At 71.1% G+C, this 24,069-nt stretch carries 21 protein-coding genes; 10 read left to right on the top strand and 11 right to left on the bottom strand.

The window, feature by feature from the left end; genetic code table 11:
- Window positions 1–64: 64 nt before the first annotated feature.
- Window positions 65–718: a DUF2238 domain-containing protein gene (locus EST54_RS01040; RefSeq protein ID WP_129243832.1), complete on the bottom strand. Its 654-nt coding sequence runs from the start codon at window positions 716–718 to the stop codon at window positions 65–67.
- A 359-nt stretch (window positions 719–1,077) separates the two neighbouring features.
- Window positions 1,078–1,464, bottom strand: coding sequence for a DUF7144 family membrane protein (locus EST54_RS01035; protein ID WP_129243829.1), 387 nt, complete (start codon window positions 1,462–1,464; stop codon window positions 1,078–1,080).
- 414 nt (window positions 1,465–1,878) lie between these two features.
- Between EST54_RS01035 and EST54_RS01030 the strand changes: the two genes are divergently transcribed.
- Together EST54_RS01030 and EST54_RS01025 are read left to right on the top strand one after the other, a co-directional pair.
- Complete coding sequence (locus EST54_RS01030; RefSeq protein ID WP_244942416.1) at window positions 1,879–2,067, top strand: SHOCT domain-containing protein; 189 nt, start codon at window positions 1,879–1,881, stop codon at window positions 2,065–2,067.
- 178 nt (window positions 2,068–2,245) lie between these two features.
- Window positions 2,246–2,887 (top strand): HAD family hydrolase, encoded by a 642-nt coding sequence (locus EST54_RS01025; protein WP_239013580.1) that lies wholly within the window; start codon window positions 2,246–2,248, stop codon window positions 2,885–2,887.
- 48 nt (window positions 2,888–2,935) lie between these two features.
- Here EST54_RS01025 and EST54_RS01020 read toward each other — a convergent pair whose 3' ends face one another.
- From EST54_RS01020 to EST54_RS01010, 3 genes are all read right to left on the bottom strand, one after another.
- Window positions 2,936–3,664, bottom strand: a complete 729-nt coding sequence (locus EST54_RS01020) for an alpha/beta fold hydrolase (RefSeq protein WP_129243826.1) — start codon at window positions 3,662–3,664, stop codon at window positions 2,936–2,938.
- Between the two features lie 37 nt (window positions 3,665–3,701).
- Window positions 3,702–3,905, bottom strand: a complete 204-nt coding sequence (locus EST54_RS01015) for a DUF2180 family protein (RefSeq protein ID WP_129243824.1) — start codon at window positions 3,903–3,905, stop codon at window positions 3,702–3,704.
- A gap of 285 nt (window positions 3,906–4,190) precedes the next feature.
- On the bottom strand, window positions 4,191–4,433 hold the full coding sequence (locus tag EST54_RS01010) for a hypothetical protein (RefSeq protein ID WP_129243821.1): 243 nt from the start codon (window positions 4,431–4,433) through the stop codon (window positions 4,191–4,193).
- A gap of 285 nt (window positions 4,434–4,718) precedes the next feature.
- Here EST54_RS01010 and EST54_RS01005 point away from each other — a divergent pair, with 285 nt between their 5' ends.
- Both EST54_RS01005 and EST54_RS01000 read left to right on the top strand, forming a co-directional pair.
- The gene (locus EST54_RS01005; RefSeq protein WP_239013581.1) at window positions 4,719–6,332 is read left to right on the top strand and encodes a phospholipase D-like domain-containing protein; all 1,614 of its coding nucleotides are present in this window, start codon (window positions 4,719–4,721) and stop codon (window positions 6,330–6,332) included.
- Window positions 6,333–6,902: 570 nt separating this feature from the next.
- Window positions 6,903–7,553: a CAP domain-containing protein gene (locus EST54_RS01000; protein ID WP_129243818.1), complete on the top strand. Its 651-nt coding sequence runs from the start codon at window positions 6,903–6,905 to the stop codon at window positions 7,551–7,553.
- Window positions 7,554–7,751: 198 nt separating this feature from the next.
- Here the strand turns inward: EST54_RS01000 and EST54_RS00995 are convergent, their stop codons facing one another.
- From EST54_RS00995 to EST54_RS00985, 3 genes are read right to left on the bottom strand one after another with little or no spacing between them, the layout of a single operon-like run.
- A complete protein-coding gene (locus EST54_RS00995) occupies window positions 7,752–10,091 on the bottom strand; it encodes an FtsX-like permease family protein (protein WP_129243815.1) in 2,340 nt (779 codons plus the stop codon).
- Between the two features lie 5 nt (window positions 10,092–10,096).
- Complete coding sequence (locus tag EST54_RS00990) at window positions 10,097–10,858, bottom strand: ABC transporter ATP-binding protein (RefSeq protein WP_129243812.1); 762 nt, start codon at window positions 10,856–10,858, stop codon at window positions 10,097–10,099.
- Complete coding sequence (locus EST54_RS00985) at window positions 10,855–11,361, bottom strand: PadR family transcriptional regulator (protein WP_129243809.1); 507 nt, start codon at window positions 11,359–11,361, stop codon at window positions 10,855–10,857. Before EST54_RS00985 ends, EST54_RS00990 begins: the two co-directional genes overlap by 4 nt.
- A gap of 170 nt (window positions 11,362–11,531) precedes the next feature.
- Here EST54_RS00985 and EST54_RS00980 point away from each other — a divergent pair, with 170 nt between their 5' ends.
- The 6 genes from EST54_RS00980 to EST54_RS00955 all read left to right on the top strand — a co-directional run bounded on the left by EST54_RS00980 (window position 11,532) and on the right by EST54_RS00955 (window position 19,151).
- A complete protein-coding gene (locus tag EST54_RS00980) occupies window positions 11,532–12,803 on the top strand; it encodes an ABC transporter substrate-binding protein (RefSeq protein ID WP_129243806.1) in 1,272 nt (423 codons plus the stop codon).
- 198 nt (window positions 12,804–13,001) lie between these two features.
- Complete coding sequence (locus EST54_RS00975) at window positions 13,002–14,771, top strand: glycoside hydrolase family 13 protein (RefSeq protein WP_129243803.1); 1,770 nt, start codon at window positions 13,002–13,004, stop codon at window positions 14,769–14,771.
- A gap of 47 nt (window positions 14,772–14,818) precedes the next feature.
- Complete coding sequence (locus EST54_RS00970; protein WP_129243800.1) at window positions 14,819–16,153, top strand: ABC transporter substrate-binding protein; 1,335 nt, start codon at window positions 14,819–14,821, stop codon at window positions 16,151–16,153.
- 17 nt (window positions 16,154–16,170) lie between these two features.
- A complete protein-coding gene (locus EST54_RS00965) occupies window positions 16,171–17,577 on the top strand; it encodes an ABC transporter permease (protein WP_129243797.1) in 1,407 nt (468 codons plus the stop codon).
- A 74-nt stretch (window positions 17,578–17,651) separates the two neighbouring features.
- Window positions 17,652–18,455: a carbohydrate ABC transporter permease gene (locus tag EST54_RS00960; RefSeq protein ID WP_129244080.1), complete on the top strand. Its 804-nt coding sequence runs from the start codon at window positions 17,652–17,654 to the stop codon at window positions 18,453–18,455.
- A gap of 123 nt (window positions 18,456–18,578) precedes the next feature.
- Window positions 18,579–19,151, top strand: coding sequence for a GNAT family N-acetyltransferase (locus EST54_RS00955; protein ID WP_129243794.1), 573 nt, complete (start codon window positions 18,579–18,581; stop codon window positions 19,149–19,151).
- Between the two features lie 46 nt (window positions 19,152–19,197).
- Here EST54_RS00955 and EST54_RS00950 read toward each other — a convergent pair whose 3' ends face one another.
- The 3 genes from EST54_RS00950 to EST54_RS00940 all read right to left on the bottom strand — a co-directional run bounded on the left by EST54_RS00950 (window position 19,198) and on the right by EST54_RS00940 (window position 23,873).
- On the bottom strand, window positions 19,198–21,417 hold the full coding sequence (locus EST54_RS00950; RefSeq protein WP_239013606.1) for a HelD family protein: 2,220 nt from the start codon (window positions 21,415–21,417) through the stop codon (window positions 19,198–19,200).
- A gap of 298 nt (window positions 21,418–21,715) precedes the next feature.
- The gene (locus tag EST54_RS00945; protein WP_174857367.1) at window positions 21,716–22,291 is read right to left on the bottom strand and encodes an AMIN-like domain-containing (lipo)protein; all 576 of its coding nucleotides are present in this window, start codon (window positions 22,289–22,291) and stop codon (window positions 21,716–21,718) included.
- 187 nt (window positions 22,292–22,478) lie between these two features.
- A complete protein-coding gene (locus EST54_RS00940; protein ID WP_129243790.1) occupies window positions 22,479–23,873 on the bottom strand; it encodes a tetratricopeptide repeat protein in 1,395 nt (464 codons plus the stop codon).
- Between the last annotated feature and the right edge of the window lie 196 nt (window positions 23,874–24,069).

Below are 24,069 nucleotides of genomic sequence, written 5' to 3'. Positions count from 1 at the left end.
CACCGCACGTGGTGCGCTGCCACCGCACCACGTGGGCCGCCGGCAACGGCCGGCGGCCGAGCCGTCAGGCGGTCGACTGCGCCGGCTCCGCCGACTGCGCCCGCACGGTGCCGTAGCGGGCGAGCTGACGGTCGTGGAGGCGACTGAGGAGCAGGAGCGAGACGACCGCTCCGAGGAGAGCGCAGGCCATGTCCCATTGGGTGTCCCAGCGGTCCCCTTGCGTGGCTAGGAAGGCATCGGCCGCGGCCCCGCGCGCCAGCGCCGTCCACCACTCGATCAGCTCGAAGAACGCGCTGAACGCCAGGCATGCGCAGACGGTCAGCGGAGCCAGCCAGGCGCTGCCGCGCAAGGGGGAGGTACGGATCAGCAGCTCCCGTACCAGGATGGCGGGCACGAAGCCCTGGGCCAGGTGCCCGAGGCGGTCGTACGGATTGCGGGAGAGGTCCAGCGCGTCCTGCACCCAGTGACCCAGCGGAACCTCGGCGTAGGTGTAGTGGCCGCCGACGATCAGGATCAGCGCGTGCAGGGCGAGCAGACAGCACAGCAGCGGGCTGAGCGGGAAGCGCCTCCAGACCACGACCAGCAGCGGCAGGCCGACGATCACCCAGCAGGTCTCCATCAGCCAGGTGGGGCGGTCGTGCGGGCTGAGGCCCGACAGGGCCAGGGCGAGGAGCACGGCCGCGGCCAGCGCGGGCGGGAGCATGCGGGGAACGGTCATGGCCTTCACGGATCAGCCTCAAAGCGTGGGGTACGGGTCGGCGCGGTCCACCCAGGGGAGCGGGCAGACCGCGGTCCCCACGTACGGCGCGTACGGCGGCCCTCAGCCGTCGCAGCACCCCGTACGGGACCGGGTCGGTCCGACCCGCCACGCGCACTCATCCGCTTCAGCGTCCCGGCGCGCCGCGGGCGCTGTCATGAGTACCGCTACTCAGATCCGCGCCCGGCGCTGGCGGGCCATGGCCGCGGCGGGACGGCCCGCCCTACCTGCTCGGAAACATCTTCGAAGCGCTGGTCAGGCAGGGTCGGGGGCCTTGTGAGGTCGCGCCGCGGCACGCCTCCGGTCCGGCCTGCGCGGCGTCAGGTGTGAGCGCGCCGGTCGCCCACGCACAGCGCCCAGATGATGACGACGTCGATGGCCAGAAGGGTGAGGGCCCAGAGCGGGTAGTGCGGGATCCAGAGGAAATTCGCGACCGCGCCGAGGCCCGCCAGGACCACCGCGACGATGCGCGCCCAGGTCGCTCCCTTGAAGAGCGAGAGGCCGGCCAGCACGATGACGATTCCCAGGATCAGATGGGCCCATCCCCAGCCGATGACGTCGAAGCTGAAGAGATAGTGCCGGGTGGTGACGAAAATCCTGTCGTCGAAGATGGCGGAAATGCCCGCCAGAATCGTCATGGCACCGCCGAATACCAGCAGCACCGCGGCAAACCTCGTCCACCCGGTGACGGATCTACTTTTGGTCATGGCTCGCCTCGTTGCGGAAGAGTAGCTGCTGACCGGCCACCTGCCGGGGTGCGCTGGGAACCCTTCCAAGGTTCCACGGGTATGTTCCCGGCGCATCTCACCTCCGGGTCTGACGATTTGACCGCACTGGAGCAGCGAGGCCGCGCGGCACAGAAGGCTGCACTGCGCACCCGCCCCGGCCGGCTCCGGGAAATCGGCATGCGGCCATCCGGCCGTCCGGGGGATCCGGCACTGTCGCCGAGTGTCCCGGTTCTCCGCACCCACGGCCCTTTTCCCCAGGTCCGCCGCTCCACCAAAATGCGGGCGGCTGCGCGGGGCGGTGCAATGGAGACCGTGGGCCGCGGATCTGGCCCGATGCGCCCGGAGCCGCACGCCAGGGCAGGGTGCGAGCCGGAGAGTGAGCGAGGTGTCCCCGTGAGTGATCAGGACTACGAGCAGGAGAGGCAAGGCGGCGAAGCCGATGCCGGACCGCCTGCCACGGATCCGCCCGACGACATGAGCATCAAGATCGCCCAGCTGAAGAAGCTGACCGAGCTGAAGGATCAAGGAGTGCTCACCGACGCCGAATTCCAGGCGGAGAAGCGCAAGCTCCTGGAATCCTGACACCCCGCGGAGGCCACGGGGCTCCGCGGGCTTCGTAGCCTTCACGCTCACCTCACACCGCCCCCGCCGGCCGGCCGTCACACCGCCGGAAACTCTGGCTGGACTGCGCCAGTCTCCCGAGTGACGTGCACATGGCGCATATACGATCGGATGTCCCCCTACGGGAAGGCCATCCCCCATGAAGAAGACATCCGGTCGCAGAACCAGCTGGCTCCTGCTGCTCGCCCTGGGCGGCCTGGCCGCGTTAAGCGTGCCGACCGCGAGTGCGGCCACCCGCATACCGCGCACCACCGAGGACGCAGGACGCGCACGAGGATGCGTCATGGTGTACTTCGACCTCGGCGAGACGCTGGTGCACACGGCCGAGGACGAGAGCGTGCGGTACATGCCGGGAGCCGCCGAGCATCTGCGTGCGCTGCGTGCCCGCCACATTCCGGTCGGCCTGATCACCAACGTGCCGCCCTCGTGGGGCGCCACGGACGCGGCGCGTGCGGCGAAGCTGAAGGAAGTGATCGACAAGGACTGGGCCGACACCCGCCCGTTCGCCTGGTCCGACTTCGGGGACCGGATCTTCACCCCGCGGACCGAGGCCGAGCGGAAGCCCGCGCCCGCGCTGTGGGAACGCGCCAAAAAAGCCGCGGGCCACTGCCGGGTGGTCTACCAGGCGGAGACGCCGGACGAGGTCCAGGTGGGCAGGTCCGTCGGGTACGTCTCCTACCAGGCGGCCCGGCCGCACTGGCCGGCGTACCTGCCGGTGCGGTTGATCGCCGCACTGGCTCATCTGCCCTACCCGAACGCGGGCTCCGCCAGGGTGAGTTGAGCCTCGCGGCCCCGCTCGGTCGGTCAGGCAGCCGAGCGGGGCCGCCGGTCATCTCGTGACTGTGCGGCGGTAGCGTTCCAGCCGGTCGGCGAGTTCGGCGGGACGGGACAGCATCGGGAAGTGCCCGCCCTCCATCTCGTCGGGCACCGTGCCGAGGCGGTCGGCCACCACGGTACGCAGGAACGGAGCCGGAAAGAGACGGTCCTGACGGCACAACAGGAACCGGGTCGTCACGGGCGGCCAGGACGTCATCGGCCAGGGCCGCGTGGCCGGGGTGTCCGACTGCCGCCGCCAGCGGACCGCTGCCTGTGCCGCCAGGGCCGGCGGCAGATCCTGGAAGAACGGATCCGCCGCGGAGCCCGGCACCGCCGATTCCGGCATCTCGCCCTGCGCCGCCCCGGCCCCCGCCCGCTGCGCGGCCCGCCCGGCCCGTCTGACCGCGGAGTCCGGGTGCCGCGTCGCCGCCCACCACTCCCCCGGTGTCTCCCCGGGCACGGGCACCATCGCCGCCAGCAAGACCAACGCGTCCACCGGTACCCGGGCACAGACCAAGGGCGCGGTGAAGCCGGCAAAGGAGTGCGCCACGAGCGTCAGCCGTCGCCGCCCCGCAACGGCGTCCACGACCGCGTCCGCGTACTCCTCCAGCCCGGCCGTATCGTCCTCGCACGGCAGCTCCACGCTCACCACGTCATGGCCGCGGGCCCGCAACTCCGCGTCCAGCAGATGCCAGTGCCATGGGCCACAGGCGGCGCCCGGGATCAATACGAAGGTCGTCACCGCACGCATCCTGCCACCCGCCGGACCGGCGCCGGACTCATTCCTCCTGGGTCGCCCCCCGGCAGACCGTGCACACGATGCGGCGGGCCATCGCCGGCGCGGTGGTCTTACCGACACCGTGCACCCGCACCACGGTCTGTGGTGCGGACAAGGCGTGCTGCTCGCACAGGGCGGCGCCGCAGTTCCGGCAGATGGCCACCGCGGGGGCGTCGCCGTCCGGCACACAGTCATAGCAGTTCATGGCACATTCCGATCTCGTGGGAGGGGCCGGCGCGGGCCCCAGCCGCAATGTACGTCGCGGTACAGGACGGGAGCGGGAAGAGCGGTTCCGGGTCGGGGCGGACTCACCTGGCCGCCCCAAGAGGACGTCCCACGAGACGCTCGGAAGACGAGTCGGAAGACGGCCGAGGAGAAGAACCCGGTCGGCCGGGCCGGTGACGGGGTGCCGGACGCCGCGCTGCCCTGAGCGAGACGCTCAGGGCAGCCGGAGACGGGACGGGAAGCGGGACAGGCAGGGCGTGTGCCGTCAGTCGACCGGTTCATGCGGGATCGGCTGGTCGGGGTGGACGCCCGCGCCCTGGGGACCGCCGGCCCGCCCGGTGCCGGCCTGGTCGGTGTCGGGGATCGTTTCGTCGGGGCCGTCGGTCTCGTGCTCCGACAGTTCGGGGTCCCACGGGTCGGGCACCGAGCTGTCGGCATCGGCCTGCTGGCTCGGCAGATCGTGGGGCAGCGGGGAGTTGCCTTCGCCGGTCGTGTCGTTACGGGGCATCGGTGACGTGCCTCCTCGATGGGTGGATCCGGTGTCCTGGCCCGGTACCCGTCTTCCGCTTCGTCATGCTCGGCTGCCGACACGGTTCGGGAGGCCGCCCGTCACCCGCCGCACGGCCCTTCCCGCCATGAGGCCCCGCAGCTGACGGTGCGTCCACAGAAGTTGTAGCGGAGATCGTCTTCTGTACGGGGGAGATAAGGAAGGAGACGCTACCGTCTGGTAACAACCGGAGCCGGGCGGCTGGTCAGCGCCCGGCTCTCCCCGTCACCGTAAGAAGGAAAGCTCTTGGCTCCTCACCGGCTCCGACGCCTGATACCGGCGTCCGTCGCCCTGACGACCGTGTGCGCGGCGCTACCGACCTCGTCGGCGTACGCGGCGGACACCCCGCCCACCCCGCACCTGGACTCCATCGAGCGGTCGCTGCGCGAAACCTCGCCCGGCCTCGAAGGTTCGGTGTGGCAGCGCACCAACGGCAACCGGCTGGACGCCCCGGGGGACGACCCCTCCGGCTGGCTGCTGCAGACCCCTGGCTGCTGGGGCGACCCCGCCTGCACGAACCGCACGGGATCCCGGCGGCTGCTCGACAAGATGACCCGCAACATCGCCGACGCGCAGCGCACCGTGGACATCTCCTCGCTGGCGCCGTTTCCCAACGGCGGGTTCGAGGACGCCATCGTCGCCGGCCTCAAGGCGTCCGTCGCGGCGGGGCACTCTCCCCGGGTACGCATCCTGGTCGGTGCCGCACCGCTCTATCACCTCAATGTGGTCCCCTCCCGCTACCGGGACGAACTGATCGGCAAGCTCGGCGGGGCGGCCAAGAACGTCACGCTGAACGTCGCGTCGATGACCACGTCGAAGACGTCCTTCTCCTGGAACCACTCCAAGCTCCTGGTGGTCGACGGGACGACGGCCGTCACGGGCGGGATCAACGGCTGGAAGGACGACTACCTCGACACCACCCACCCGGTGTCGGATGTGGACATGGCGCTCACCGGGCCGGCCGCCCGGTCCGCGGGGAAGTACCTCGACACGCTGTGGGGGTGGACCTGCCAGAATTCGTCCAACCCGGCCAAGGTCTGGCTCGCCACGTCGAACGGGGCGTCCTGCATGCCGTCGCTGGAGAAGGACGAGGACTCCGCCCCCGCCGCGCCCGCCGGCGACGTCCCGGTCCTCGCGGTCGGCGGTCTCGGCGTCGGCATCAAGGAATCCGACCCCTCCTCGGGATACCACCCGGACCTGCCCACGGCCCCGGACACCAAGTGCACCGTGGGGCTGCACGACAACACCAACGCCGACCGCGACTACGACACGGTCAACCCCGAGGAGAACGCGCTGCGTTCGCTCATCGCGAGCGCGCGCAGCCACGTCGAGATCTCGCAGCAGGACCTGAACGCCACCTGCCCGCCGTTGCCGCGCTATGACATCCGGACCTATGACACGCTCGCGGCCAAGCTGGCCGCCGGCGTGAAGGTCCGCATCGTCGTCAGCGATCCCGCCAACCGAGGCGCCGTCGGCAGCGGGGGCTACTCGCAGATCAAGTCTCTGGACGAGATCAGCGACACCCTCCGCAAGCGTCTCCTGGCCCGCACCGGCGACAACGAGAAGGCGTCGCGGGCGATGTGCAGCAATCTGCAACTCGCCTCTTTCCGCAGCTCGGACAGTCGCACCTGGGGCGACGGCAAGCCGTACGCGCTGCACCACAAGCTGGTGTCGGTGGACGACTCGGCGTTCTACATCGGCTCCAAGAACCTCTACCCGGCCTGGCTGCAGGACTTCGGCTACATCGTCGAGAGCCCGGCCGCGGCGCGGCAGCTCAAGACCGAGCTGCTCGACCCGGAGTGGAAGTACTCCAAGGGTGCGGCGGTGACCCCGGCCGGGTGCTCCGGCCAGGCGGGCTGACCGGACGGATCCCGGGCAGGAGCGGCCGCACCCGCTCCTGCCCGAGCGACACCGGAATCGACACCATCAAATTGCCACGGAAGCGGTACCAGCGGTGAATTGCGGGCAGTTCCGACATTGCGCCACCCTCGCATACTTCACCGACGCCGACCCGAATTCCACGGTTCCGTGACATCCGTCATAGCGCGTTCACACCCTTACTAAGCGGAGTAGTAGGAAGCCCACTGGCGACATAAGAGATTTGTCCGTCTTGGCGCGGGCATATCTCGCACCGGGTGCGGCGGCATTCGACCCGCGCGGGAAATGCGCCCGTGTATCGCATGCATAACGACTTCTGACGGGACAACAGGAATTCCCGGTGCCGCCGGGAGCGGGACCAGCACGCCCGCATACCCGTGGCAAGGGTCGTGCGGCACTACGAAGCGCGGTAGTACGTGCCCTTTGTTGCCTTGCGTACACGGCTTCCCAAGAATGACGAACCGCACGGCGTCTCCGCAGTTCAGACGCGGGATTGCGCCGAGCTCGCCCGCGTCAGGAGGGCGCTTAGGCAATTACCGAGTGAGGTCACGCATGACGAAACATCGCAGAACGCGGCGCTACCGGAAGATAACCGTCGCCGCATTCGCCATCGGCGCCGTGGCCGTGCCCTCCGCGGCCATGGCCTGTCTGAACGAGCCCGGGCAAGCGGGCGGCCGGTACCACGGTCACTGGCAGAGTGCGGGATACCACCATCACTGGTCGGGAAAGCACGACTGGAGCGGCAAGTGGAGCGGTAAGCCGACGGCAGGCGCCTCGAAGGCGGCCACCCCCTCCCCGAGCGCGTCGAAATCCAGCGCCCCGGCATCCGGAGACACGGCCCAGGTCGTGAAACTCGTCAATGCCGAGCGCAGCAAGGCCGGATGCGCACCGCTGACCGTGAACGCAAAGCTGACGAAGGCCGCACAGGACCACAGCCAGGACATGGCCGCCCACAAGAACATGTCCCACACGGGTTCCGACGGCTCGTCTCCGGGCGACCGGATCGCCAAGGCCGGCTACAGCTGGAGCGCCTACGGCGAGAACGTCGCCTACGGCTACAGCTCCCCCGAGAGCGTGATGCAGGGCTGGATGACCAGCCCCGGCCACAAGCGCAACATCCTCGACTGCTCCTTCAAGGAGATCGGCGTCGGCCACGCCCAGCCCGGCGACTACTGGACGCAGGACTTCGGCGCGGCCCAGTAGCGAGCTCGGGTACTCGGCGCGGCCCGTAACGAGCTCGGGTGATCCGGCCGGCACTCCCCCGGCCTCGCCCCCCGGCCTCGTCTCCCCGCGGTCCGTCCGCCGCACCCGCACGGCGCATGAGACCCCCGACCGGATTTCCGGCCGGGGGTCTCTGCCGTGCCCTGGTAGGGGTAGGGCCCGGGACCCTACCGGCAGGCCCTACAGCAGATCGGCCGCCGAGTCCGCCAGGCGGCGGCGCGCGGCGCGGGCCGCGGGCAGGGCCGCGGCCGCTCCGGCGACGATCACCGCGACGGCGATGACCAGCAGCAGCACGGCGAGGGCGGGGCGCTGGGCGATACCGGTCCCCCAGCCACTGGTGCTGCCCTGGAGATTGATGAGCCACTGAGAGACGAGGACGCCCAGTCCGGTACCGGCCAGTGCGGCTGCCAAGGTGACGAAGGCGGTGGCGGAGACGATGACGGCGGTGATCTGACGGGGAGTCAGGCCGACGGCCCGGAGGGCGAGCAGATCTCGGCTGCGGTCACGGACGCCCACACCGACCGTGGTCGCCAGTTCCGCCAGTCCGATCAGGATCAAGACGGCGATCAGGCCGACGGCGACGGCACGGACCACCGACAGCTGATCGGCGGGGTTGGGCGTCTCCCGCACTTCGATCCGGCCGGCGGACGCCTTGGTCAGGGAGTCCCGCACGGCGCCCGGGTCGGCGCCGTGGTGCAGGACCAGGTTGTAGAAGTCCGGGTGGGACGGGCCCGTCGGGGGCGCGCCGTCGCCGGTCGCGCCGTCGCGCAGGGTGTCCAGGCTGGTGGAGACGACCCGGCCGCCGTCGGCCGTTTCGATGTTGCGGCCGACGATGTGCAGGACGTACGGACGGCCGGCGACGGTCATCCGGACCCAGTCGCCGACATGGGCGTCCAGGAGATCCAGCAGCCCCTGCCCCGCGACCGCTTCGTCGGGGCCGCGGGCGGCGCGCCCTTCCACGACGGCGAAGGGGTAGGGCTGGGTGTCCGTACCCAGCCCCCGCAGGGTGATGGTCCCGGTCTGCCCCGGTACGAGGGCCTGGACCTCGGCACCGGGGTAGGCGGTCAGCTGCTGTGGTCGGGAGGAGAGGAGTTGGTGCAGCTCCCGGTCGCCGAGGCTGTCGGAGCGCGCGGTGAGGGCCGCGGGCAGACCGACGTTCTCGGGGTGCGAGGAGAAGCGGTCCAGGGTGGTCCAGGCGCCCAGCGCCACGGTGATGAGCAGCAGCGGGACGGCCAGCCGTGCCACGGCCGCCGACGAGCGCAGCGGGTGGTGGAAGGCGCTCCGCCAGCCGAGCACCAGTGCCGGGGGGACGCGCAGGCCGAGCGCCCGCCGGGTCAGGCCGTGGCCCCGGCCGCCGGCGACCGCGGCGGCGCGGGCGACCGGCACCGGCGGCACCCGCCCGGCCCGCCATGCGGCCAGACAGGTCGCCGAGCCGATGAAGACCACGACACCGCCGGAGATCACGAAGGACAGCCAGGTGTGCCCGGGAAGCTGCTGCCACACGGCCCTCGCCTCCCCGATCCGGCCGGGCATCAGGCTGCCGAGCACCTGGGTGCCCAGTGCCCCGAGGGCGACGCCCAGCAGGGCGAAGAGGAGGTGCAGGGCGAGGAACATCCGGACCACCTGGCCGGGTGTGAACCCGATGGCCTTCAGGATCGAGATGTCCCGGAGGTGCCCGCGGATCCGGGTGCTGATGGCGCCGCCCACCGCCAGCGCGGCGGCGAGCAACGCGCCGAGTCCGAATCCGCCGAGCAGCCGGCCGAGGAGCTGGTTGTCCCCTTCGGCTTCGGCCCTGGCCTGCCGCCAGGTGGAGACATCGGTGATCTGGTCGGCGCCGAGCTGGGTGACGGCCCGCTGGACCACGTAATCGGTGTCCGCGGGGTCGGCCAGCCGGAGCCCGATGGTGCGGCCGCGCATGTCCTGGCCGGCCGTCGAGGCCGCGAGGGTCCCGGGGAGCACCCAGGCCACCCCCGGGGACTCACCGGCCCGGAAGCTGACCTCGGCGGTGTCCGCGACGCCCACCACGCGCAGGTGTGCCCGGAAGCCGCTCAGCACGAGGGAGTCCCCGGGCTTGGCCCACATCGCGCGGGCCACCGAGCTGTCCAGGACGATGCCCTTGGTGGCGCCCGCGTCGGCTGCCGGGTCGAGCCAGCGGCCGGCGACGACCCGGGGCGCCGCGGTGGCGGGGCGCCGGTCGGTGCCGCGCAGCTCCAGCGTCGCCTTGGCGCCGCCGGGCTGAAGGCTCGCGGTGGTGCGGACCGTACGGAAGGGGCCGGAGGTGGCGCGTACCTCGTCCAGGCCGGCGAGCGAGCCGGCGGGGGCGCCGGCCTGGGTGTGGATCCAGACGTGGGCGCCGGAGGACTGGGTGAAGACCCGCTGCCAGGGGTCGGTCGCGTACGCGAAGAGGGTGGTGGCCAGCAGCAGCGACATGGTGATGCCGGCGGTGGCCAGCACGATGAGCACCGCCGCGGGGCGGTGTGCGCGCAGATGCGCCTGGGTCCAGCGGGCCGCTGCTCGCACGCCGGTCAGCCCTTGAGCTTGAGGACGTCGGCGACCCCGGCCTCGGGGCGGTGCCGGCCGCCGCCGAGGTGCGCGTCGTCGACCACCTGGCCGTCGAAGAAGCTGATCACCCGGTCCGCGGCGCTGGCCATCCTGGCGTCATGGGTGACCAGCAGGATGGTCTGTCCGCGCTGGTGGAAGCGGGCGAGCAGCCGCAGCACCTCCCTGGTGCCCTTGCTGTCGAGGCTGCCGGCGGGCTCGTCGGCCAGCAGCAGGGTGGGGGTGTTGACCAGGGCGCGGGCCAGAGCGACGCGCTGCTGTTCGCCACCGGACAGCTCGCCCGGTGTGCTGTTCTCCTTGCCGGTCAGGCCCAGCTCGTCGAGCAGCTCGCCCCGGGCGGCCCGGGCCTGCCGGGGGGACCGGCCGGCCAGCAGCGCGGGGAGTTCGACGTTGTCGGCCACGGAGAGGTTGGAGACCAGGTTGAAGAACTGGAAGACGATGCCGATGTGGTTGCGGCGCAGCTCGGCCCAGCGCGCCTCGCGGTAGCCGTCGACCTGGCGGCCGTCGAGCCAGAGCGCGCCGCTGTCGGGGCGGTCCAGGCCGCCGAGGAGATGGAGGAGGGTGGATTTGCCGGCGCCCGAGGGGCCGGTGACGGCGACGAATTCCCCGCGTGCGACGGTCAGGTCGACGCCCCGTACGGCATGGACGGGGGCGGCGCCCTCCGGCCGGTAGGTCTTGACCAGGCCGGCTGCCCGGACTATCGGGCCGGACGGCTCGTCCTGGTTCATTCCAACTCCTCTTGACAGCGCTCCAGCCAGTCGAGATCCGCCTGTAGGTGCAGCATCGCGCCCTCTATCAGCAACTGCGCGACCCGGTTCTCCCGGTCCTCGCCCGCGGCGAGTTTCGACAGGTCACGCATGGTGTTGAGGTAGTGGCGGCGCTGCTTGTTGATCAAGGCGATCTGGTTGGCGGTCCCGGTGTGGGGGGCCAGGGCGAGCTTCATGAAGAACTCGTCCCGAACCCGGGGCTCGGCAGTGGACTCCTCGAACCAGGCGTCCACCGTCTCGCGGCCCGCCGCGGTGATCCGGTAGATGCGCTTGTTCGGACGGTCCGACTGCTCGACGTCCTCTCCCTCGATCAGGCCCGCCTTCTCCAGCCTGCCCAGGGTGACGTAAATCTGGCCGACATTTGGCTGAGGGTATGCCGCGCCCAGGAGGTTCTCAAGGGCTTGTTTGAGTTCATAGCCGTGTGCGGGTCCGCCGACCAGCAGAGCCAGGAGTGGCAGCCGCACGCTCTCCCTCTCCCTCTCCGCCCTACTTGCCTGTCATCTGGGCTCGTCCGACTGTGAGCCGGGTCGCTTTCGCATCTTCCTGCAGCATCTAGTATCCCGCATGGCTAACAGGTATACATGGGGCGGGCTGTCGGTCCGTGTCCGTCGACGCCTGGTGTGAGGAGGAGCCCATGCGGTGGAAGCATGCCGCGGGACGGGCCCTGCTCATCTGCTGCCTGTTGTTGGCGGGCAGCACCGGAGCCCGGGCCGGGGAGCGGGCCGACGACTCGGACGGGCGCGGTCCCCTCACCCTGGTGACGGGCGGCGACCTCACGGGCTATCTCCGCGGGGTCCTCGACGGCTGGAACGACCGGCACCCGCGCGAAAAGGTGACCCTGGTCGAACTGCCGGACGCGGCCGACGAGGTGCGCGCCCAGATGGTCACCGAGCTGCGCTCGCACAGCTCCCGCTTCGACGTGCTCAACATCGATGTGGCCTGGACGTCGGAGTTCGCGGCCGCGGGCTGGATCAAGCCGATGGACGGCGCGCAGTTCCCGCTCCGGCACTTCCTTCCTCCCGTGGTGGACACCGCCACCTTCCGCGGCCGGCTCTACGCGGTCCCGTACGTGACCAATGCGGGACTGCTCTACTACCGCAAGGACGTGCTCGACCGGGAGGGTGCGCGGCCGCCGCGCACCTGGGCCGAGTTGAGGCAGCTGGCGAAGACGGTCGCGCCCAAGTACGGGCTGGACGGCTATGCGGGTCAGTTCCTGCCGTACGAGGGGCTGACCGCCAATGTCGTGGAGGCCGTCCAGTCGGCGGGCGGCACGGTGCTCGGGGGTGAGGGCGCGCGGGTGACGGTGAACTCCCCCGCGGCCCGCCGGGGGCTGTCGTTCCTGCTGGACGGGGTGCGCGAGGGCTGGATCCCGCAGCGGGCGCTGTCCTACAAGGAGGAGGAGTCCCGCAAGGCCTTCCAGGACGGCCGGCTGTTGTTCCTGCGCAACTGGCCGTACGCGTACGCGCTGGGCAACGCCCCCTCCTCCAAGGTGGCGGGGAAGTTCGGCGCGGTGCCGCTGCCGGGTCCCGACGGGCCGGGCTCCAGCGCGCTGGGCGGCTCCAATCTGGCGGTCAACGCCAACTCCCGGCATCAGAAGACGGCCGCCGAGCTGATCTCCTATCTGACGTCCGAGCCGGTCCAGCGCCAGGTGCTGACCAAGGGAGCGCTGCCTCCGGTGTGGGCCGATCTGTATACGGATCCGGCGCTGGTGCGGCGCTTCCCGTATCTCCCGACGCTCCAGCGCGCCGTGCTGGCGGCCAAACCGCGTCTGAAGAGCCCGCAGTACGACCAGGTGAGCCTGGCGGTGCAGGCGGTCATGCACGATGCGCTGCTCCACCGGCGGAGCACCTCGGCCACCGTCGCGCGGCTGACGCGCGAGCTGGGCGCCCTCGTCGACCGCGGCTGACCTCTCCGAGTCACCGCCACCCCGCTCGTACTTACTTGTTAGGTACAGCCTGGCATCCCAATCCCCCACAAATTCGGGCATCTCGCACCGAGTTTCGTCCATTTCGTTGACATCGAAAAGTCATGCCTACTTAACATGCATGCATAACAGCGAAATGCAGCCGCACGGCATGCCCAGGCAAGAACGGGATCACGGCAGATGCTCATAGCCACGGCAGGGAACGGCTCCTCGGCCGACTCCACGCCCTCCCCCTCGCTCCCCGGTCCGGCTTCCGCCGCGCCCTCGGCCGACTCCGGGGACACCGCCCGGCACTGGTGGCGCGATGCGGTCATCTACCAGGTCTACGTCCGCAGCTTCCTCGACACCACCGGCGACGGGATCGGCGATCTGGCCGGTGTCCGCACCGGACTGCCGTACCTCAAGAAGCTCGGCGTGGACGGCATCTGGCTCAGCCCCTGCTACCCCTCGCCGCAGCACGACCACGGCTATGACGTCGCCGACTACCGCGATGTCGACCCGGTCTACGGCGACCTCGCCGAATTCGACCGCCTGGTGGCCGACGCCCACCGGCTGGGTCTGAAGGTGCTCCTGGACATCGTCCCCAACCACTGCTCCAGCGAGCACCCGTGGTTCCGCGCCGCCCTGGCGGACGGCCCCGGCAGCCCGGCACGGTCGCTGTTCCACTTCGCCGACGGGCGCGGTGTGGACGGTGAGCTGCCGCCCAACAACTGGCGGGCGATGTTCGGCGGCCCCGCCTGGTCCCGCGTCAAGGAGGCCGGTTCCGCTTCCGAGGCTCCGACGGGCCAGTGGTACCTCCACATGTTCACGCCCGAGCAGCCCGATCTGAACTGGCGCAACCCGGCCGTGGCCGCCGACTTCGAGGACGTGCTGCGCTTCTGGCTGGACCGCGGGGTCGACGGCTTCCGGATCGATGTGGCCGCGGGGCTGTTCAAGCACCCCGAGCTGCCCGACTCCCCCGACCCGGCGGCCGATGAGCGCACCCGCGACTCGGTCAACCCGCTGGCGTGGAACCAGCCCGAGGTGCACCAGGTGTGGCGCGACTGGCGCGCACTGTGCGAGGAGTACACGGCCCGCGACGGCCGCGACCGGCTGCTGGTCGGCGAGGTCTCCGTACGGACGCCGAGCGAGCAGGCCGCGTACGTCCGGCCCGACGAACTCCACCAGGCGTTCTTCTTCCACCTGCTGACCGCGCGCTGGGACGTCGACACCTTCCGCCGGGTGATCACCGAGGCGCTGACCGACATCGCGGGCACCGGCTCCACGGTCACCTGGGTGCTCAACAACCACGACCAGGTCCGGACCGTCACCCGCTATGCAACCGAGCCCGGCGGCGGCGTGGAGGGGATCGCCGCCGGGCCCGGGGGCGGGTTGGGCCCGGCGCGCGCCCGGGCCGCCGCGCTGCTGATGCTGGCGCTGCCCGGCGCGGCGTACGTCTATCAGGGCGAGGAGCTGGGCCTGCCGGAGGTCGTCGACCTGCCGGACGAGGTCCTCACCGACCCGATCTACCACCGTACGGGCAGCCGGCAGCACATCCGCGACGGCTGCCGGGTGCCGCTGCCCTGGTCGGGCCACGCCTCGCCGTTCGGCTTCACGAGCGGGACCGACGCGGCCCGGCCCTGGCTGCCGCAGCCCGCCTGGTTCGCCGAGCACGCCACGGACCGGGCGCTGGCCGACACCCGCTCGTTCTGGCACCTGTACCGCGAGGGGCTGCAGCTGCGCCGCAGCCTCCCCCAACTCGGCGAAGGCACGCTGCGCTGGCTGGACTCCCCGTCCCAGGTGCTGGCGTTCGTCCGCGGTGACGGCCTGGTCTGTGCCGTCAACTTCGGCACCGAGCCGGTATCCGCCCCCGCACCGGGGCTCCCCCTTCTCGCGAGCGGCGACTGCCCGGCGGGCACGCTCCCCGGTTCCACCGCCGCCTGGTGGATGCACGCTCCCGAGGCCCAATAGCTCCACCCCCCGTCCCCCCCCCGCAGTCCTCCCGAAGGGAACCCACCATGAGACGACCCGCAGTACGACACACCCGCATCGCCGTCTCCGGCGCGGCCGTGCTCGGCCTGGCGCTCTCCGCGACCGCATGCGGCGGCGGAGTGTCCGCCGGAGGCGGCAAGCAGGAGCTCAACGGCCAGAACGTGACCGTGGCCGGCGTCTGGACCGGTGTGGAACAGCAGAACTTCAAGAAGGTCCTGGACGCGTTCTCCCAGAAGACCGGCGCGAAGGTCAGCTTCACCTCCACCGGCGACAACGTCTCCACGGTCATCGGCAGCCAGGTCGAGGGCGGCAACGCCCCCGACGTGGTGATGGTCCCCCAGGTCGGCGTGCTCCAGCAGTTCGCCAAGAAGGGCTGGCTGGCGCCCCTGTCGCCGGCGGTCTCCGCCGCGGCCAGCCAGAACTACGCCAAGGTGTGGAAGGACTACGGCACGGTCGGCAAGACCTACTACGGCCTGTACTTCAAGGCCTCGCACAAGTCGACCGTCTGGTACAGCCCGGAGGCCTACTCCCAGGCCGGGGTCAAGCCCGCGAAGACGTACGACGAGATGCTGAAGTCGGGCCGGACACTCTCCGACTCGGGCCTGCCGGCGTTCGCCGTCGCGGGCGAGGCCGGCTGGCCGCTCACCGACTGGTTCGAGAACATCTATCTGTCCCAGGCCGGCCAGGACAAGTACGACAAGCTCGCCGCCCACAAGATCCCGTGGACGGACCCCAGCGTGGTCAAGGCGCTCACCGCGCTCGGCAAGCTGTTCGGCGACAAGAACCTGGTGGCCGGCGGCGGATCGGGCGCGCTGCGCACCGACTTCCCCGAGTCCGTCCAGCAGGTCTTCGGCCCGAACCCGAAGGCGGCCTCGGTGTACGAGGGTGACTTCGTCAGCGCCCTGGTCACCGACGAGCTCCACAAGCAGGTCGGCAAGGACGCCAAGTTCTACCCGTTCCCGGCCGTCGACGGCGGCAAGGCGCCGGTGGTCAGCGGCGGTGACGCCGCCGTGGTGCTCAAGGCCGGCAAGAACAAGAAGGCCGCGATGGAGCTGGTGAAGTACCTGGCGAGCCCGGAGGCGGCCAGCGTCTGGGCCAAGGCCGGCGGCTACATCTCGCCCAACAAGAAGGTCCCGGCGGACGCGTACCACGACGAGGTCACCCGCAACGCCGCCCAGTCGCTGACCGACGCCGGGAACTCCGTCCGCTTCGACATGTCGGACCAGGCGCCCGCGGCCTTCGGCGGCACCCAGGGAGCCGGCGAATGGAAGCTGCTGCAGGACTTCCTGCGCGACCCCTCGGACCCCACGGCGACCGCCCGCAAGCTTGAGGCCGCCGCGGCCAAGGCGTACGGAAAGTAAGGACCAAGGCCAGATCCATGCCTGTCACCTCCCGCGCGGTGCCGCCCGCCCAGGCGCGCGGCACCGCGCCCCACCCGCCTCACGGCGCACCCGGCAGTTCCGGTGCCGCCGCCGTGCGGCGCTCCGTCCGGCGCCGCCGGCGGATCGCCGCGATATTCCTGTTGCCCGCACTGTTGTTGCTGGGCGCCCTCGTGGCGTACCCCATCGTGTTCTCGGTCGTCCGCAGCATGTACGACGCCTCCGGGAACACCTTCGTCGGGGCCGACAACTACACCGCGATGTTCCAGGACCCGGCCACGCTCCGGGCCATCCGCAACAGCGCGATCTGGGTGGTCTTCGCCCCCGCGCTGCTGACCGGACTCGGCCTGGTGCTCGCCGTACTGACCGAGAAGATCCGCTGGAAGACGGCGTTCAAGCTGCTGATGTTCATGCCGATGGCGATCTCGTTCCTCGCCGCGGGCATCATCTTCCGGCTCACCTACGAGCAGGATCCGCAGCGCGGCGTGCTCAACGCGGTCGCCGTCGGCATCCACGACCAGTTCCAGGGGCAGTCCGCCTCCTTCCCGACCGCCAAGGCACGCCTCGGCGACAAGCAGCTGACCAAGGGGCACGACGGCTCCTACCGCACGACGCACCGCACCGGCCCGGGCCACATCGCCAACCTCGGCCTCGTCGGTGTCGCGCCCAAGGACATGCCGTCGACGGCACGCCCCGCCGCACCGGCCGCCAAGTCCCCGGCGGGCAGCGACGAACTGCGCGGTGTGGTCTACCTCGACTTCACGCCCGGCGGAGGCGGCACCCCCGGCACCGTGGACCGCGCTGAACGCGGGCTGCCGAAGCTCACCGTCGAGGCGGTCGACTCCCACGGCAAGGTGGCGGCCACGGCCACCACCGGCCCGGACGGCTCCTACCGTCTGCCGCATCTGGCTCCGGGGTCCTACGCCGTGCAGCTCCCCGCCAAGGATTTCGCCGCCCCGTACGGGGGCGTCCCCTGGCTCGGCCCGGCCCTCATCACACCCGCCATCATCGGCGCGTACATGTGGATCTGGACCGGCTTCGCGCTCGTCCTCATCGGCGCGGGGCTCTCCTCGATGCCACGGGACGTGCTGGAGGCCGCCCGGATGGACGGCGCCAACGAGTGGCAGGTCTTCCGCAGGATCACCGTTCCGCTGCTCGGCCCGGTCCTGGGCGTGGTGTTCGTGACGATGGTGATCAACGTGATGAAGGTCTTCGACCTCGTCTACATCATCGCCCCCGGTCCCGTACAGCAGGACGCCAACGTCCTGGCCCTGCAGATGTGGCTGGTCTCCTTCGGCGGCGGCAACAACCAGGGGCTCGGCAGCGCCCTCGGCGTGCTGCTGCTCCTGCTGGTGGTCCCGGCCATGGCCCTCAACATCCGACGTTTCCGCAGGAGCCAGTCATGACCACCGCTCAGGGAACCGCCGTGCCCCGCAAGCGGGCGACCGCACGGCCGGTGAAGTGGCTCAGCCGCGGCGTGATGCAGCTGTTCCTGCTCGTCATCGGTCTGGTCTGGCTCACCCCCGCCGCCGGGCTCTTCCTCTCCTCCCTCCGCTCGGAGGAGGCGAACGCCGGCAGCGGCTGGTGGACCGCGCTCACCGCACCCAGCCAGCTCTCGCTGGACAACTACACGACGCTGCTGAAGGACTCCGGCATCGTCCAGGCGTTCTGGAACACCGTGCTGATCTCGGTGCCCACCACCCTCGCCGTCGTGGTGATCGCCGCGCTGGCCGGATACGCCTTCGCCTGGATGGACTTCCCCGGCCGCGACTGGATCTTCCTGGTGGTGGTCGCCATGCTGGTGGTGCCGGTGCAGATCGGTCTGCTGCCGGTGGCCAAGCTGTTCGGCGCACTCGGGCTGTTCGGCTCCATCCCCGGCGTCGTGCTGTTCCACACCGCCTACGGGCTGCCGTTCGCCATCTTCCTGCTGCGCAACTACTTCGCGGAGATCCCCAAGGAGATGCTGGAGGCCGCCCGGATGGACGGCGGCGGGGAGTGGCGGATCTTCTCCCAGCTGGTCCTGCCGCTGGGCCGCCCCGCCATCGCCAGCCTGGCCATCTTCCAGTTCCTGTGGGTCTGGAACGACATGCTGGTGGCCCTGCTCTTCGCCGACAACGAATCGCAGCCGCTGACGGTGGCCCTGCAGTCGCAGATGAGGCAGTTCGGCAGCAACATCGGGGTGCTGGCGCCCGGCGCCTTCCTGTCCCTGATCGTGCCGCTGATCGTGTTCTTCGCCTTCCAACGGCACTTCGTGCAGGGCATCATGGCCGGTTCGGTCAAATAGCGGGCCCGGCCGCCGTTCCGTACGGGGCAGCCTCGACGCCGTGATCGGACGGCGTCGAGGAGCGCCCGTGCGGGGGCCGGATATCCGCTCGCCCCGCGGCCGGGAGCCGGTTACGTTGGCGCGATGTCTGAACTGCGCACCGAGCGGCTGATACTCCGGGAGTGGCGGGCGTCCGACCTCGCCCCCTGGGCGGCGATGAACGCCGATCCCGAGGTCCGGGCACACTTCCCCGAGGTGCTCTCGCGCGAGCAGAGCGAGGTAAGAGCCGCCGCCTTCCAGGCCGATCTCGAACGGCGCGGCTGGGGGTGGTGGGCGGTCGAGGTGCGCGCGACCGGAGAGTTCATCGGCTTCACCGGACTGGATCCGGTGGACGACGACCTGCCGTTCACGGGCGTGGAGGCCGGCTGGCGGCTGACCCGCTCGGCCTGGGGACACGGTTACGCCACCGAGGCCGGCCGCGCCGCGCTGGCCGTCGGTTTCGAGACCCTCCGACTGCCGGAGATCCTCGCCGTCACCACCGCCACCAACCTCCGCTCCCAGGCGGTGATGCGCCGCCTGGGGATGACCCGTGATCCGGCCGATGACTTCGACGATCCCGACCTGGCCGACGGCCCGCTGCGCCCGTGCGTGGTGTACCGGATCTCCGCCGCGGTCCACCGGAGCCTCGCACGGGAGCGAGCGGGAGAAAACGAGTGACCTGAGGGGCGCGGCATGTCGTCATGCGGCGCCCCTCTTCCGGTGGTCACCGTACGGTCGCCGCGGCCGCCTCCGTCGGCAGCTCCGCCAGCGCCGCCGGCAACGGCTCGGTGTGGAGCACGCCCAGCCGTTGTGTCGCCCGGGTGAGCGCGACGTACAGGTCGCTGGCCCCGAACTCCGCCGGTTCCACCACGATCACGGTGTCGAACTCCAGGCCCTTGGCCTGCCGGGGGCCGAGCACCACCACCGGGCGGGTCAGATCCGGGGCGGGCCCGGCGGCCGCGTCCGGGAGGGCGGCGGACAGGGCCGCGCACCGGGAATCGGGTGCGATCACCGCGAGCCGCCCCTCCCCGGGCGTCTCCCGTGCCACCGTCTCGGCCACCGCGCGGACCAGGTCGTCGGTGCACCGTGCCCACGGACGCACGCCGGTGGACCGGATCGACCGCGGCGCCGCGAAGGAGGGGTCGGCGGACCGGGGCACCCGCGCCGCGACGTCCATGATCTCGGTCGGCGTACGGTAGTTGACGCCGAGCCTGACATGGTGCCAGCGGTCACCGACGTACGGTGCGAGGATCGACTCCCACGAGCCGCAGCCACCCGGTTCGGCGGTCTGCGCCGGGTCGCCGACCAGGGTCATCGAGCGGATCGGGCAGCGCCGCATCAACAGCCGCCAGGCCATCGCGGACAGCTCCTGCGCCTCGTCGACGATGACGTGGCCGAAGGCCCAGGTGCGGTCGGCCGCGGCGCGTTCGGCGGCGCTGCGGTGGTCGGCCTCCTCCTGCCGGTCGGCGAGCGCTTCGGCGTCCACCAGGTCGTGCGCGGCCAGGACCTCCGAATCGTCGTCGTCGCGGTCCTCGAACTCCTGGGTGCGGGAACCGTAGGTGAGGTCGAGCACGCCCTGGGCGTAGGCGATCTCCTCCTGGCGTTGTGCCTCGGCGGCCGCGCGGGCGGCCGAGTCGTCCTCGCCGAGGAGCTCGGCGGCCTCGTCCAGCAGAGGGATGTCCGCGGGGGTCCAGCCGCCGGACGTGCGCCGGATGGTGTCCGCGTCGGTGTCGGGGAGATGGCCGGGCTCGGCGAGGAAGTCGGCGACCAGCTGCTGCGGGGTGAGTGCCGGCCACAACTCCTCGATGGCGCGGTGCACTTCGGGGCTGACGGCGATGGCCTTGCCGAGCTGGGCGATGTCGTCGGGGCCGAGGAGGTTCGGCCCGCCGTAGGGGTCCGCGCCGATCCGTTCGGTGAGCTGCGCGGTGAGCGCGTCGATGACGTGGAACGCGAAGTGCGGGCGGGCGAGGTTGTGCGGCAGGCCGGCGGCGCGGGCATGACGGCGTGCCGCGCGCACGAGGTCCGCGTCCAGCCGGAGTTCGCCGTCCTCGTGATCGATCACGATCACCGGGTCGGGCAGGGTCTGGCGGTCCCGTATGAAGTCCGCCAGCGCATCCGCCATCGCCGCACGGCCCTTGATCTCGGCGGCCTCGGCGGTGTCGGTGCCCGTGGCGGTCACGCCCGGGAAGAGCTCGTCGGGCGTGGCGAGCAGCACGCCCGTCTCGCCGAGCGCGGGCAGCACCTCCCCGATGTAGCTGAGGAAGGCCGGGTTCGGGCCGACGATCAGCACGGCACGGCGGGCCAGTTGTTCACGGTGCGCATAGAGCAGATACGCGGCTCGGTGCAGCGCGACGACGGTCTTGCCGGTGCCGGGCCCGCCCTCCACGACGAGGACGCCGTCGTGCGGGGCACGGATGATGGCGTCCTGCTCGGCCTGGATGGTCTGCACGATGTCGTGCATCCGCCCGCTGCGCGCGGCGTCGAGCGCGGCCAGCAACACGGCGTCCGCGTCGCTGCCTTCATGGCCGGTGCGTACGGCGTCGGCGAGGTCCAGGATCTCGTCGTGCAGGGCGGTGACATGCCTGCCGTCCGTGGTGAGGTGACGCCTGCGGCGCAGCCCCATGGGGGTGTGCCCGGTGGCGAGGTAGAACGGCCGGGCGACCTCGGCCCGCCAGTCGATGACCAGCGGGGTGCGCTCCGGGTCGTCGCGCCGGATGCCGATGCGGCCGATGTGGTGGTCCCGGCCGTCACGGAAGAGGAGCCGGCCGAAACACAGGCCGTGTTCGCCGGCGTCGAAGGCGGCGAGCAGCCCGGACTGTTCGGCGACCAGCACATCGCGCTCCAGCCGTGCCTGGGCGTTGTTGCCGTCCCGCGGCAGGGCTTCGGACACCGTCGTCGCCGCGCCGGTCCGCATTTCCGCGAGGCGTTCATAGAGCAGATCCATGAATTCCTGCTCGCGCCGCAATTCCTCGTTTGACAATTCAGCTCCGCTCGGATAGAGTTCGGTTGAGAAGTTAGGCTTCAGTCGTGAATTCACGCAGACACAGAAGCCCCCAATATACGCAGAGAAATACCCCGGCTGTCAATTCAGTCCGGGGTATTTTTCTGCGTAGCCGAGTTCCGTATCCGAGCAGGACGCGCCGCCGGTGCCGGGGCGGTCTGCCCAGGGCGCCGGCACCCCGAGGAGCTCGGGATGCCGGCAAGGGCGGCGCAAGGCCAGGTGGCCCTGGTGCCCCGTCGGGTCAGCGGGCGTGCGCGACGTCCACGATCAGCTGGTGGCCGGACCGGAGCACCCGGAACGGAAGCTTGGCGCGGACGCCCAGGCCGACCTGGGTCTGCCCTTCGAAGCTCGCCCCGAACTTGGTGTCCCGGAACGTCTTGTAGCCACTGATGTTCACTCCCGGCAGCGACTTGCCGGCCGACCCGCGGTAGGTCTGCTTGCCGGTCGCCGGGTCATAGCTGGGTGCGGACACATAGATCTGCAGAATGGCGCCGCCCTTGACCGGTATCTTCTCGCCCGAGCCGTCCTGGTGGAACGCGTCGACGTAGCCGACGTGGTAGCCGAGCTTGGCGGTGGCACCGCCGATGTCGAAGACCATGCGGTCGTAGCACGCGTTGCGTCCGGTCCTGATGTTCGTGAGCGGTGCGGCGTTCGCGTCCGTGGCGGACTTGTTGCCGCTGCCCCAGACGGTCGAACAGGCCGCGGACGGCGCGGCCTTGCCCGCCGGCCCGGTCGCGGCGCCGGCCACACCGGCCGTGCCCGCCACCCCGGCGCCCGCCAACACGAGCGCCGCCGCCACTGTCCCCCACCGTCGCATGTTTTACCTCCAGAGAAGTTCTGAGCACGATTGCGTGCGGTAGGACGCGCGGAGCGGTGACGGCGTTGTGCGCCGGTCTGTTTTTGGCCGAAGAAGAGCCACGGCGTCGCGAAAGCGGAGGTGTGGGCGGCAGGGCCGACGCCGGCGCGGGCGCTGCCCGCCCGGGCCGGGGTGGTCCTGTGGGGGCTCAGGCCGATGCCTGCGCCACGGCGCGCCGGCGGGCGTCCGCGGCCCGCGCCGGGTCGCCGAGCTGCTCCGCCAGCCGGGCCTTGGCGGACCAGTTGTACGGGCAGACCGGGCGCAGCCGGCTCCGTTCGCTGAGCAGGGTTCCGGCCAGCTCGGTGCGGCCCGCGCGCAGGGAGGCCTCGACCAGGGTCCGCTGGATCGCGTCCCGCTGGGCGTGGCTGCCGCCGAAGCCGTTCAGCCGGTGTCGGACGGGCAGCAGCAGATCGGCGGCCCGGCCGTACTCCTGCCGTCCGTAGGCGATCAGTGCGCGGCACACGGGCAGGCCGATCCCGGCCGTCATCGCACCATTGGCGCCGCCGGGCTCCCCCGCCAGCCAGTCCTCCCGTTCCTCGACCAGGCGCTGTGCCCGCGCGATCCGGCCCGCCCCCACATACGCCATCACCGCGTGGGCGTCGTTGAAGGCGTAGTGCGGGCCGTCGCAACGGCTCTCCCAGGCGTCCGCGAGCCGGGCCCATCGTGCGCTCTGTTCTTCCTCGGCCAGATACAGGCGCCACAACAGGGCCGCGGCGTCCAGCAGTTCCATCGCCACCCCCGCCGACCGGTCGTGATGGAGGGCGGCGTCGTAGATCTCCAGCACCCGGGCGGTGTCGCCGGACTCCAGGGTGAAGAGGGCGTAGTGCCACCAGTTGTGGACGGTGAGCAGGCTGCCGTCCGCCCAGTCCTTCGTACGGGCGTCGAGGAAGCGGATCCCGTCCGTGAAGCGCCCCCGCATCTCATAGGTGTGCACCACACTGTGGATCCCCCACACGTCGCCCGGATGCTGCGCGAGAGCCGCCAGGCCGACCTCCTCGGCGCGTTCGTAGTGGCCGGACTCCTCCAGTCCGAACGCGTACATACCGAGCAGCGGCCCGTGCTGCGGATCGTCGTCCGGCCAGGCGTCGAGCGCTCCACCGATGCGGTCGCGGAGGCGCTGGGCGTCCCCGGTGAGGAAGTCGTGCTGGTGGCCCGCGAAGAGCGCCAGCGCATCGCGCGGGAAGGCGATGCTGAGCTCACCGAGGGTGCGGCCGGCGCCGTACAGATCGCCGTCCAGCCATGCCGTCGCGGCGGCGAGATGCATCCGCTCCCGGGTCGTGAGCCGCTCGGTGTCCAGGCCGGAACGGAAGCGGAGGAAGCCGTCCCGTGCCGCGGCCGCGTCCTTCTCCTCGGTTCCCAGCACGCCCAGATACGCGGCCAGCACCTGCCCCATCGTCGACCGCGGGGAGGCGGCCAGTACCGACCGTGCCGTCTCCGCGACCCGGGGCCGGAAGAACATCAGGTCGTCCAGGGCCTGTTCGTACTGGAGCACGGCCTCGGTGCCGGTGTCGCTCATCGGGTGTCCGTGTCGGTCCGCTGTCACGGTGACTCCTGCGGGGTGAGTACGGGAATCCGGGCTGCCGGCCGGTGCACCCGGTTGCCGGGTGCCGCTGGGTCCCTATGGTTACCCACTCCGCGGCGGGAGAGACGGAGCCGTGGCCCGCATGACGCCTTTCGTCTGCGTACGGAGGCGAGGGCCGCCCGGAGCCACCGCGGCGGGAATTCCGCCTCTCCGGCGC

Origin of the sequence: Streptomyces sioyaensis, assembly GCF_004122735.1 — a bacterium.
In the GTDB taxonomy this organism is placed as follows: domain Bacteria; phylum Actinomycetota; class Actinomycetes; order Streptomycetales; family Streptomycetaceae; genus Streptomyces; species Streptomyces sioyaensis.
Note: the sequence above shows the minus strand (reverse complement) of the source record. Positions and strands in the feature narration are given on the sequence as shown.

What these genes read in the sequence shown, in the direction of transcription:
- EST54_RS01040 (WP_129243832.1), bottom strand. Translation starts at nt 718, where the DNA reads ATGACCGTTCCCCGCATGCTCCCGCCCGCGCTGGCCGCGGCCGTGCTC.
- EST54_RS01035 (WP_129243829.1), bottom strand. Translation starts at nt 1,464, where the DNA reads ATGACCAAAAGTAGATCCGTCACCGGGTGGACGAGGTTTGCCGCGGTG.
- EST54_RS01025 (WP_239013580.1), top strand. Translation starts at nt 2,246, where the DNA reads ATGAAGAAGACATCCGGTCGCAGAACCAGCTGGCTCCTGCTGCTCGCC.
- EST54_RS01015 (WP_129243824.1), bottom strand. Translation starts at nt 3,905, where the DNA reads ATGAACTGCTATGACTGTGTGCCGGACGGCGACGCCCCCGCGGTGGCC.
- EST54_RS01010 (WP_129243821.1), bottom strand. Translation starts at nt 4,433, where the DNA reads ATGCCCCGTAACGACACGACCGGCGAAGGCAACTCCCCGCTGCCCCAC.
- EST54_RS01000 (WP_129243818.1), top strand. Translation starts at nt 6,903, where the DNA reads ATGACGAAACATCGCAGAACGCGGCGCTACCGGAAGATAACCGTCGCC.
- EST54_RS00990 (WP_129243812.1), bottom strand. Translation starts at nt 10,858, where the DNA reads ATGAACCAGGACGAGCCGTCCGGCCCGATAGTCCGGGCAGCCGGCCTG.
- EST54_RS00980 (WP_129243806.1), top strand. Translation starts at nt 11,532, where the DNA reads ATGCGGTGGAAGCATGCCGCGGGACGGGCCCTGCTCATCTGCTGCCTG.
- EST54_RS00975 (WP_129243803.1), top strand. Translation starts at nt 13,002, where the DNA reads ATGCTCATAGCCACGGCAGGGAACGGCTCCTCGGCCGACTCCACGCCC.
- EST54_RS00970 (WP_129243800.1), top strand. Translation starts at nt 14,819, where the DNA reads ATGAGACGACCCGCAGTACGACACACCCGCATCGCCGTCTCCGGCGCG.
- EST54_RS00965 (WP_129243797.1), top strand. Translation starts at nt 16,171, where the DNA reads ATGCCTGTCACCTCCCGCGCGGTGCCGCCCGCCCAGGCGCGCGGCACC.
- EST54_RS00960 (WP_129244080.1), top strand. Translation starts at nt 17,652, where the DNA reads ATGCAGCTGTTCCTGCTCGTCATCGGTCTGGTCTGGCTCACCCCCGCC.
- EST54_RS00955 (WP_129243794.1), top strand. Translation starts at nt 18,579, where the DNA reads ATGTCTGAACTGCGCACCGAGCGGCTGATACTCCGGGAGTGGCGGGCG.
- EST54_RS00950 (WP_239013606.1), bottom strand. Translation starts at nt 21,417, where the DNA reads ATGGATCTGCTCTATGAACGCCTCGCGGAAATGCGGACCGGCGCGGCG.
- EST54_RS00945 (WP_174857367.1), bottom strand. Translation starts at nt 22,291, where the DNA reads ATGCGACGGTGGGGGACAGTGGCGGCGGCGCTCGTGTTGGCGGGCGCC.